The sequence below is a fragment of the Mesorhizobium waitakense genome, from assembly GCF_056431085.1.
In genome coordinates, this window is record NZ_JBWKME010000105.1 from 1 (window position 1) to 10899 (window position 10899).

Consider the following 10899-nt stretch of genomic DNA (forward strand, 5'->3'; position numbering starts at 1 on the left):
CTGCCATTACGCTCGATCCATCCAGCCAAATCTCTGCCTCCCGCGGATCGAACCGTAGCAACGCTAGCCTCGGATCATCTTTCCCGCCCTCAAACCATGCGGCCACAAAGCGATTCCAAAGCCGATCGATCGTTGCACGGTCGTTGTCGAGCCAAAGATTCCCCTGCACTGTGGCGAACAGATCGTGGCCTTTGGACGTGAAGGTCGCGGTCGCTTTGCTGCCATCCGTCAGACCCTGAACGAGTTCGGTGTCTTTCGCCGTAAAGAACCAGACCGGACCATTTCCGTCAGTCTCCGTTTGTGCAGTCATCGGACGAGGAATGACCTTGGAGTTATCGAGTCCGATCATCATCGTCATATCGGACTTCAAGGATGCCCAGAACTTGGTTTTGAGTTCGGCGGGGGTTGGCATAGGCGTTTCCTTTCGAATTGGCGAAAGGGGACAAACGACCGTTGGGCATGTCGGTTCCGACGGGGCCAGCGATTGGTAAAAACGTTCCTTGCTGGAAGTCGTAAAACTGTTCGATCTCGCGTGAGATTCGCATCAGGGAGATGGAATGATGCCATCTCGCTTTTCGGGTCGACGTTCCTTCGTCCGGATGCCGCTCGGATGTAGGGTGCGGGCAGGGTACCTGCTTTGCGCGGCCATCTCGGCGACTAGCGTGCCTGTCATAGCCGCAAGGCAACCTTCCTCCCTTCGTGGAATGCGTAGGGCGCCTGGCGTGGAGCGGCGGCATCGCCGACCTCCATGAAAGGCTGCGATGTGCCTTTCAACTCCTTCGCCAGCCAATCCGCCGCCACGTTGGTGGTTGCGAGAACAAGGCAATCGCCCGGTACGAAACTTTCTTCACGGGTGTTGTGGTCGACGACGGTCACCCCGTCCCCGTGCCATTCCAGAACGCTGACGTCCACGAACCATTTGACGCCAAGCTGGCGCAATGTCCGTCGCAGCGGGAAATCGGCAGCCGTCCGCTGCAGTTCCTTGCCGACCAGCGGATCGGGCGTGAGAATGGTCACTTGATGGCCATCCTCGGCAAGTTTCCAGGCTGTGCCACCGCCGCGCCAGCCTCCGCCCTCGTCGAGCAAAAGCACGCGCTTGCCTGGTCGCGCATGGCGGGCCATCACGGATTCGATCGAGAAGACATTTCCCTTTTCGATGCCTGGCAGGCTCGCCATTGCCGGCAGCGCCTTCTGAAATCCGGTTTCGGGAGACACCGACCCCGTGGCCAGGATGACGGTGTCGGCTTGGAAAGAGGGGATTTCCGATGCCTCGACATAGGTGTTCAGCCGCACGTCGACGTTCAGCTTGCTGAGCTGGCGCTCATACCACCCAAGGAGGTCGAGGATTTGCCCCCGGCGGGGCTGTAATCCGGCGAGAAGAAAGTTCCCGCCCAGCCTGCTGGAAGCTTCGGCAAGCACCACCTCGTGTCCCCGCTCGGCGGCAACGCGCGCCGTCTCGAGGCCAGCGGGCCCGCCGCCGATTACAAGCACCCGTTTTTTGATGGCGGCGGCCGTGAACCGGTCACCACCCCATTCAAACTCGCGTCCTGCCGAGGGATTGATAAGGCAGCTGATCCAGTAGTCGCGGGAACGGCGGCCCCAGCACATCTGGTTGCAGGATATGCACCCGCGCACATCGTCCGGCCGGTCTGCCGCGGCCTTGCGTGCCAGATGCGGGTCGGCGATCTGGCCCCGCACGATCGAGACCAGGTCTGCAGCCTTCTCGCCGAGCACCGCTTCGGCATTTTCAGGCGTCCTGATATGGCTTTCGGCCACCACGAGGGCCGTCTTGACCACGCCCTTGAGGGTCGCCGCAAGATCGGCGCCAAGCTTCTCCGGGTAGAGAAAGGTCGGCATTATTTTGTAGAAATCGAGGTAGCTGCCGGTTCCGCAAGTCACGTAGTCGATCAGGCCCTGCTCATCATGCAGCCGAATGATCTCCGCCAGTTCCTGGCGACTGAGCGCGACAGTGTAGTCGGGCTCATCGCTGACCGAGAGCCCAACGATAAAATCTCGGCCGCATGTTTCGCGGATGCGGGTCAGGATCTCGCGGGAGATCCGCGTGCGGTTTTCGAGCGAGCCTCCCCATTGGTCTTCGCGTTGGTTTGTCCAAGGCGTCCAGAATTGATCGATCAGTCCGACATAGGCAGCCCAGACTTCGACACCATCGAAACCGGCTTCCCGGCAGCGGCGCGCGGCCTGAACAAATCCGTCGACGGTCTCCCAGATCTCATCTTCGGACATGGCGTGGGAACCGTCGCTGTCATGATAGCTTGGAAGCCCCGAGGGCGACCAATGCGCATGAAATGAGTTGTCCGAATCGCCGTGCGCACCGACGTGGTAGAGCTGCTGGATGGCGATCGCCCCGTGGTCCTTGATCGCCCGCGTGACCTGCTGGAAATGAGGAATGACGCTATCGTCGCCAGGCCGGAAATTGCCGCGTGTCAGCACGGCGGCCTGATGGACGGGCATGGGTTCGACTACAATCATGCCGGCCCCGCCAATCGCTCGTTCGGCATAGTAGGCAACGTGTCGTTCGGTCGGCACGCCATTTTCGGCCATGTTGGCGGTGTGAGCCCCGAACACGATCCGGTTTCGCAGGGTGCGACTGCCCAGCCTTGCGGGTGAAAACAGATGCGGAAAGAGTTTTGACATTGTATCTCACCTGCGGGTCGGAGGACGGCAACCCGCCTCGTGTGGCAATCAGGAGGCTTGTCCCATACTCACGGATTTCTGAAGCGCTGCAGCAAGGCCGTCTGCCACGGCCGCTTCAAACCCAGCTGCGCGCATGGCCTCGATTGCTGCTGCGGTAGTGCCGCGGTAGTCGAGGAAGGTCTGGACGATGTCTTTGGGATTGTCCGCGCGAACATCGAGGAGTTTTCCCGTTCCAATCAGCACGGCGCTGACGCTCCTTCGAGCAATGTCCGGGTTTATTCCTCGACCGACGGCATCGTCCATCATCGCTGCGGCCAGGAGGGCCGGGAAGGCCGGGCCGGATCCAGTGAGGCCCGTCAGATAGTCTATATCTGCTTCGCTTTTGACTTCATCGGCGGCGCCACAGGCCTCTAGAATCCGACGGGCGACATTGCGGTCATCCGCAGTGACACCCCGAGAGCCTATCCAGGGCGTATAGGAATTGCGCACCTCGGCCGCAGCATTCGGAAGCGTGCGCACGACGCGTTCGGTCTTGAGACGTCGCGCCAATTGGTCGAGAGGCACCCCGGCCATGACCGACATCGCGAGCTTGCCAAAAGCAGAGATGTCGATGGCAGGCCAGTCCTGGGGGCGGACCGATACGATGATGACATCGGATCGATCCACCAGTTCCTGATTGTTCCTGGTCCACGCAGCGTTTGGCAAAAAGCCGGGTTGCCCACTTCTGTAGGAAAGCGTGAGGTGCTCGGCGGCGACTATTTGTGCATCGACGATGGCCTCGGCGATGGCGCGCCCAAGCCAGCCACCTCCACCAATTATTCCGATGCTCAAGGTTTCGCCCATTGTCGAACTCTTCCTCAACCCGCCGAATGGCCATGTCTGGCGAAGAACCGATCCAACTCGCGCTTCTGTGGGGCCTCGCCCGTAAAAATCTCGACGTACCCAGGAATGCGCTTCATGCGGACCGCGAGATCTTCCTTGGTCTGCATTGAGATGTAGCCGATCTGCACGAGGTAGATGGTGCGCGCTCGAACGTCGGCTGAGCTTTCCTCGTAGCCGAAGCGGACGAACATCTGGCTCATCGCGTCGAGGCGCGTCTGGTCGGCTGTCTGTACCTCCGCCAGGATCTCGGGGGATTGAAGCGCCCAGCTTCTGACTGCGAACTCGAACTGGGAGTCGAACAAGGTCTTGTCGAGCCAGCAGTCGAAAACGTTCAGCATCGCTTCGGCCACAGTCTCGGCATAGGCCTCAGCCTGCTTGACGAGGTTGCCTGTGTTCTTGTCCCGCCAACGCGTCAGGAGGGCAGCCAGCAACTCCTCTCGATCCTTAAAGAACCAATAGAAGCTCGTGCGGGACAGGCCCAGCTTCTTGGCCAAGGGCGAAATTCTCACCGTGTCAACGCCGGATTCGAGAAGCAAGTCGTAGGCGGCTTCAAGCCACCCCTCTGGCGATCCGCGCCATCCGCTGTCGTTCGAAGTCTGCTCCATGGGCGACCAACCTAACAAAATGAAAAAGTGAAAACCAGAAAAATGTACACCTGTGTCGATTTGATCGACCTAAGAGAACTCAAACTTGACATATCTGTACATTTTCAAATAGCGTTTGCGCCTGCCATCCCAGCCCGGAGTCCGTCAGATGTCGAACGATCCTCTTCTGCAGCCGTACAAACTCAAGCATTTGACCCTTCGCAACCGCATCATCGTGACGTCCCACGAGCCGGCCTATCCGGAGGATGGGATGCCGAAGGAGCGCTATCTTGCCTACACGGTGGAGCGGGCGAAAGGCGGCGTGGCGATGACGATGACGGCCGGATCGGCGGCGGTATCGAAGGACAGCCCTCCGGTTTTCAACAACCTGCTCGCCTACAAGGACGAGATCGTACCGTGGATCAAGCAAATGACCGATGCGGTGCACGAAGAGGGCGCCGCCATCATGATCCAGCTGACCCATCTTGGACGGCGTACCCGCTGGGACAAAGGCGATTGGCTGCCCGTTGTGGCTCCGTCCCATCATCGTGAAGCCTCACACCGAGCGTTTCCCAAGAAAATTGAAGACTGGGATATCGAGCGCATCATCAAGGACTTCGCGGACGCCGCCGAGCGGATGAAGGCAGGCGGGATGGATGGCGTCGAGCTCGAGGCCTACGGCCACCTGCTCGAACAGTTCACGTCTCCTCTCACGAACGAACTGGACGGTCCTTATGGCGGTTCGCTCGATAATCGCATGCGCTTCTGCATGGATGTCTTGAAGGCGATCCGGTCACGGGTGGGCGAGGACTTCATCCTGGGCGTGCGATATACCGCGGACGAATGCCTCCCCGGCGGCACTGGCAAGTCGGAGGGCCTTGAAATCTCCAAACGCCTCAAGCAAAGCGGACTTATCGATTACCTCAACGTGATCCGCGGCCACATCGACACCGACGCGGGCCTGACGGACGTCATTCCGATCCAGGGAATGGCGAACGCCCCACACCTTGATTTTGCGGGCGAGATTCGCGCCGCGACCAACTTCCCGACCTTCCATGCGGCGAAAATACCGGACGTGGCGACTGCGCGCCACGCGATTGCGTCGGGTAAGGTCGACATGATCGGCATGACGCGGGCTCACATGACCGACCCGCACATCGTGCGGAAGATCATCGAAAAGCGCGAAGACGAAATCAGGCCCTGCGTCGGCGCCAACTATTGCCTTGACCGCATCTATCAGGGCGGGGCGGCATACTGCATTCACAACCCCGCCACTGGTCGCGAGCTGACCATGCCGCACATTGTCGCCAAGGCCGAGACCCGTAAGAAGATCGTCGTCGTCGGTGCAGGTCCGGCCGGCCTCGAGGCCGCCCGCGTGGCGGGTGAGCGGGGACACCAGGTCGTGGTCTTCGAAGCCGCAAGCGGACCGGGAGGACAAATCCGCCTGACAGCACTGAGCCCACGCCGCAAGGAGATGATGAGCATCATCGATTGGCGCATGGCCCAGTGCGAAAAACACGGGGTGAGCATCCAGTTCAATAGCTGGGCGGAAGCGGAAACCATCGAGGCTGAAAACCCGGACGTCGTCATCATTGCCACGGGCGGGGTGGCGCACACCGACGTCCTTTCGAAGGGCAACGAGTTGGTGGTGTCCTCATGGGACATCATCTCCGGAGACGTGAAGCCGGGAACCAATGTCCTCATCTACGACGACGCGGGTGACCACGCGGCCCTCCAGGCTGCTGAATTTCTCGCGGGCGCCGGAGCGAAGGTTGAAATCATGACGCCGGACCGGTCCTTCTCACCCGAGGTCATGGCAATGAACCTCGTGCCGTACATGAGGTCGCTTCAAAAACTCGATGTGACCTTCACGGTCACCTATCGGCTGGAGTCTGTTGAAAAGAACGGCAACCAGCTCATTGCCCATGTCGGCAGTGACTATGGCGGCATATCCAAACAGCGTGTCGTGGATCAGGTTGTCGTCAATCACGGCACCATTCCGCTCGACGACATCTATTTCGAACTGAAACCGAAATCGACCAACCACGGCGAGATTTCGCACGATGAACTCATCGCCGGACAACCGCAGTCGGTCGTGCGCAATGCGCAGGGCCAGTTCCAACTCTTCCGCATCGGCGACGCCGTTTCAGCTCGCAACACCCACGCTGCGATCTACGACGCGCTTCGCTTGGCGAAAGATATCTGATTGGCGAGGCGGACAAACGCGTCCGCTCTTTCACAACAAGGGTTGGCCTGGCATCACCGGCCACCCCAGCGGCGGCGCAACTGTCGTCAACTGGCGGTTCGTACGGAATCGTACCATCGATTGATCTGCATCTTGGACGAGATCAAAATGAGCCGGAGGTGATCATGAGGAAGGAGCCACATGAGCATCGCCAGACGGACAACAGGACCTGTCGGCACTGCCAGGGACTTTCTGGCGGTAGAGCTGGCAAGTTCGCGATACGGCGATATCGTCTCGGTCAAAACGGCAATCGAGGCAACTCGTAGGGACGCGCCTTATCTGCAGGATACAGATGACGAGTTGACGGAGGAGATCGTCGACCTGGCAAGGGAATTGGGACTGGCCGTCCTTTTTGACGCTCGCGATTGATCGATTGCCACGGGCTCCGCCAGCCCCCGGCGCCGGTCGGTGCGAAATCGGCAAATGGCTCATGGCCGAAAAAGAGACAACCACTGGAAGGTGGAACACCGAGTGGACTCGCATGGTCTCGACCGGCCCGGCCTGGTGGTGCCAATGATAGATTCCTTCCCTGCGGTTTCCGGCTCTTGTCGAAGCATCACCGCGCGATAATTTCCTTGAAGGCGTGGGCGCTTCTCCCTCTCGATAGGAGACTGCCATGAAACATCAGACACTCGATCAACTGCATGCGGTCGCCAAGATTGAAACTTCGGCCGCATATTCGGAAATGACACGCAACCAGCGCATCGAACGCTGGGCGGAACTTCTGGAGCAACATCCCGAGCGATGCCTTGCCGCGTTTACAGGTACCGAATATCTGCACCTGGAGGAACGTGCCAGCGTGCGGGGGGACGGATCAGCACTTGCCGTTGCCTTCGACGATCCGGTGTTGCGCGCATGCGGCCTGAAGGATGACACGTATGGCGAGGCCAGGCGGTTCTTCAAACTGAGCGACTGGCAACTGCACGAAATCGTCTGCGATTGTCATGTCGGCGCAACCATGAAAGCACATTGGGCTGCGGCGCGGGTTCGCACAACGCTCGGAGGAAACGGTTTCTTTGCATGGTTGAGGCAAAGGATCATGTACTGAGTTGGCCGGTTTGAGGTGAGGATCGTCACCCGTCCGGACCGCGATGCGATCCCCACCTGACCGGTTTGGGTCAAGCTGAAGACGGCGTAGGTTGCCGGGCAATATCTTCGTAGTCATAGCTGTCGCCGCTTGGGACAAACCAGACGGAGAGCGTTCTGGTTGCCGGATCGTATTTGGTGTTTCGGATCACGGTCAACGGCATTTTGGCACCCGTTGCACGCGTTGCTCTGCACCACCTACGCTGTGGATAGACCCCAAATACGCCCATCATTCCAAACATCCGCTTGCAAGAAGCCCTAGACTGGGAATCTAGGGGAATCGGGTGGATGTCGAGCAAGCCGAGTAGTCGCGTCGTGTTGTGCACGCTGCTGGCGATTGCCGGCTGCACCTCCGCGCCGGGCAAGGACTTCTTCACCGAAACAATCGACAGCCTGCACGCCAAGAACTCGCCCTTGCGGGCCGGATATACCGGGACTGGCGCCGTCACGTCGGCCGCCGGCCAGGCGCAGCGCTTCAACGGCGCGCAATACCAGGGCTCGGGTCAGTTCGTCTCCTCCGGAGCCCCCGTCACCAAGGTGACGACCGATGGCTCTGGCCAGTTCGAGCTCAATCTGGTCAACGCGCCGATTGCCGAGGCGGCGAAGGCAGTGCTTGGCGATGCGCTTCACCTCAACTACATCGTCGACCCGCGCGTGCAAGGCACGGTAACGCTGCAGACATCGCAGCCGGTGTCGAAGGATGCGCTGGTCGACATCCTGCAATCGGCGCTTGCGGTGAATGGTGCCGGCATCACCAACCGAGCCGGCACTTACCAGGTTGTGCCGCTTTCCGAAATCATGTCCAGCACGCCGCCGGTCAGCGTGCCGTCGACGTCACCGTCCGGCCCCGGCGTCAAGGTGCAGGTGCTGCAGCTGCAATTCATCGCGGCCGACGAGATGAAGACCATTCTCGAACCGATCACCCGTCAGGGCTCGGTGCTGCGGGTCGATTCCACCCGCAACCTGATCACCGTCGCCGGCAATGACAGCGACCTCAATGCCATTCGCGAAGCGGTTTCGGTGTTCGACGTCGACTGGATGCGCGGCATGTCCGTGGCGCTGCATCCGCTCAAGACCTCCAAACCGGAGGCGGTTGCCGCCGAACTCGATTCGATCTTCGGCACCAAGGACGGGCCGGGCGCCAAGCTCATCCAGTTCATCCCCAACGACAGGCTGAATTCGGTGCTGGTGATCACTTCGCGCCCGGCCTATCTCGCCCGTGCGGCGACCTGGATCAACAAGCTCGACAGGCTGGCCGAGACCAATGAAAGCCAGCTTTTCGTCTACCAGATCCAGAACCGTCCGGCCAAGGAACTGGCCGCTGTGCTGAGCTCCGTTCTCGGCACCACCGTCAAGACCGAAGGAGACTCTGGCGGCTCGAATGTGTCGCCCGACCAGACCCCGATCGCCATGCAATCGGATGGCGTCACGCCGGTGCCATTGACCGGGCCGTCGCCTTCGCTGCCCCCGCAGGACGGACAGCCGCCCGCCCACGCCACGGTCGTCGCCGATATCGAAAACAATGCGCTGCTGATCCAGACCACGGCGCGCGATTATGAACGCATCGAGCAGATCCTGGCCAAGGTCGACGTCCTGCCAACGCAAGTCATGCTGGAAGCCGTCATCGCCGAAGTCACGCTGAACGACGAGCTGAAATATGGCCTGCGCTGGTTCTTCGAGAATGGCGGCATGAAGATCTCGCTGTCCGACGTGGCGAAGGGAGCCGCCGCGGCAGCACTGCCAGGCTTCAACTGGAGCTACGCAACCGACAACATCCAGGTGACGCTGAACGCGCTCTCCAGCATCACCGACGTCAATGTCATCTCGGCGCCAACCATCATGGCCCTGAATAACCAGAAAGCGATCTTGCAGGTCGGTGACCAGGTGCCGATCGCCACAAGACAGGTGGTGGACCAGACGTTCGGCAGCTCGCCGGTCGTCTCGGTCGAGATGAAGGACACCGGCGTCATCCTGACGGTGACGCCTCGCATCAACAACGCCGGCAGGGTCATGCTCGACATCGAGCAGGAGGTCAGCAATGTGACGAAGACTACCAGCTCCGGCATCGATTCACCGACCATTCAGCAGCGCAAGATCCAGACCCGCGTTCTGGTCAATGATGGCGAGAGCCTGGCGCTGGGCGGCCTCATCCAGTCGCGCAACAATGTCGACCGCACGCAAGTGCCGATCCTTGGCGATATCCCGATTATCGGCAACGCGTTCAAGCAAAAGACGGATAGTATCGGACGCACCGAACTGATCATCTTCATCCGGCCGCATGTTGTCCGCGACATCAACGAAGCCCGCGAAGTGACGGACGAATTCCGCGGCAAGATCAGCCTGCAGACGCCGATCCAGAAGCGGCGCGGCGGCACCAAGCTGCAACAGGACCTGAAGAGGCTGGCGTATTGACGATGGCCACGCACCCATCTCTCGTGCTGGCTGCCACGGTCGCCCTGGTTGCGGTTCTGGCCGCGATTTCGATCGCTGACTTCCGCAGACAGATCATCCCGGACGGGCTCAACCTGGTTCTGGCCGCCCTCGGCCTTGGCTATCAGATTGTGACGGAGGCGGACGGCCTGCCGCTGCGGCTCCTGTTTGCGGCCATGACTTTTGCCGCTGCCTGGCTGATCCGGCGCGGTCATTTCCTGATGACCGGCAGGATCGGTCTCGGCCTCGGCGACGTCAAGATGCTGGCCGCCGCCGCATGCTGGATCAGTCCGCTGCTGTTGCCGGTGCTGCTGTTCATCGCCAGCGCCAGCGCTCTGCTGTTCGTCGGCGGGCACGTGCTTGCGACAGGGCCTGCAGCGGCGCGGGCTCGTGTTGCCTTCGGTCCGTTTATCGCCATCGGCCTCGGCTGCAGCTGGGCGCTGGAGCAATTTGCAGGTTTGAACATGGGACTGCTCTGATGATCACTCAGCGCTTCACTCGACTTTCCGAAAAATCCGGCTGCGCCAAAAAATCTGTCGGCGCCAGAAAATCTGTCGGCGCCAGAAAATCTGTCGGCGCCAGAAAATCTGTCGGTGAAAGCGACGATCGCGAAGGCGGCTTCACCCTGGTCGAGCTTTTGGTCGTGCTCGCCATCATCGCGTTGATCGCGACGCTGGCCGCGCCGCAGGTCCTGCGCTATCTCGGCTCGGCCAGGACCAACGCCGCCAAGGCGCAAATTCGCAACATCGAGAGCGCGCTCGAGCTCTACTATGTCGACAACGCGAAATACCCGACTGCGGAGGAGGGGCTCTCGGCCCTGGTCGCCGCGCCTGCCGGCGAAGCGCGCTGGAATGGGCCCTATCTCAAGGGAACAACCGGCCTGAAGGATCCGTGGGGGAGGCCTTATTCCTACGAAGTGAAGGCCGATGCGAGCGGCGTGGTCATCCGCAGCCTGGGCAAGGACGGCAAACCGGACGGAACCGGCGAAGACCAGGACGTCAGTAACTGATAGGGGCC

The 10899-nt window shown here is 60.6% G+C and carries 10 protein-coding genes; 6 read left to right on the plus strand and 4 right to left on the minus strand.

The genetic code is table 11. From position 1 onward, the window contains the following. From AC07FD_RS22935 to AC07FD_RS22950, 4 genes are all read right to left on the minus strand, one after another. Positions 1 to 412, minus strand: a 412-nt coding sequence (locus tag AC07FD_RS22935) for a pyridoxamine 5'-phosphate oxidase family protein (RefSeq protein ID WP_478351675.1), incomplete at its 3' end; no start/stop codon positions are given. Between the two features lie 257 nt (positions 413 to 669). Continuing rightward, positions 670 to 2655, minus strand: a complete 1986-nt coding sequence (locus tag AC07FD_RS22940; protein WP_478351676.1) for an oxidoreductase — start codon at positions 2653 to 2655, stop codon at positions 670 to 672. Positions 2656 to 2703: 48 nt separating this feature from the next. Continuing rightward, on the minus strand, positions 2704 to 3498 hold the full coding sequence (locus AC07FD_RS22945; protein WP_478351677.1) for a pyrroline-5-carboxylate reductase family protein: 795 nt from the start codon (positions 3496 to 3498) through the stop codon (positions 2704 to 2706). Between the two features lie 14 nt (positions 3499 to 3512). Continuing rightward, positions 3513 to 4142 (minus strand): TetR/AcrR family transcriptional regulator, encoded by a 630-nt coding sequence (locus AC07FD_RS22950; RefSeq protein ID WP_478351678.1) that lies wholly within the window; start codon positions 4140 to 4142, stop codon positions 3513 to 3515. A 148-nt stretch (positions 4143 to 4290) separates the two neighbouring features. On the opposite strand from AC07FD_RS22950, the gene AC07FD_RS22955 reads away from it, so the two are divergent. From AC07FD_RS22955 to gspG, 6 genes are all read left to right on the plus strand, one after another. Further along, entirely contained in the window at positions 4291 to 6327 is a 2037-nt protein-coding gene (locus tag AC07FD_RS22955; protein ID WP_478351679.1) for an oxidoreductase, read from the plus strand. A gap of 180 nt (positions 6328 to 6507) precedes the next feature. Continuing rightward, positions 6508 to 6735: a hypothetical protein gene (locus AC07FD_RS22960; protein ID WP_478351680.1), complete on the plus strand. Its 228-nt coding sequence runs from the start codon at positions 6508 to 6510 to the stop codon at positions 6733 to 6735. Positions 6736 to 6982: 247 nt separating this feature from the next. Beyond that, on the plus strand, positions 6983 to 7414 hold the full coding sequence (locus tag AC07FD_RS22965; RefSeq protein WP_095091068.1) for a hypothetical protein: 432 nt from the start codon (positions 6983 to 6985) through the stop codon (positions 7412 to 7414). A 326-nt stretch (positions 7415 to 7740) separates the two neighbouring features. Continuing rightward, positions 7741 to 9864: a type II secretion system secretin GspD gene (gene gspD, locus AC07FD_RS22970; protein WP_478351681.1), complete on the plus strand. Its 2124-nt coding sequence runs from the start codon at positions 7741 to 7743 to the stop codon at positions 9862 to 9864. Positions 9865 to 9866: 2 nt separating this feature from the next. After that, complete coding sequence (locus tag AC07FD_RS22975) at positions 9867 to 10361, plus strand: prepilin peptidase (RefSeq protein WP_478351682.1); 495 nt, start codon at positions 9867 to 9869, stop codon at positions 10359 to 10361. Further along, positions 10361 to 10891: a type II secretion system major pseudopilin GspG gene (gene gspG / locus AC07FD_RS22980; protein WP_478351683.1), complete on the plus strand. Its 531-nt coding sequence runs from the start codon at positions 10361 to 10363 to the stop codon at positions 10889 to 10891. Before AC07FD_RS22975 ends, gspG begins: the two co-directional genes overlap by 1 nt. Positions 10892 to 10899: the final 8 nt, after the last annotated feature.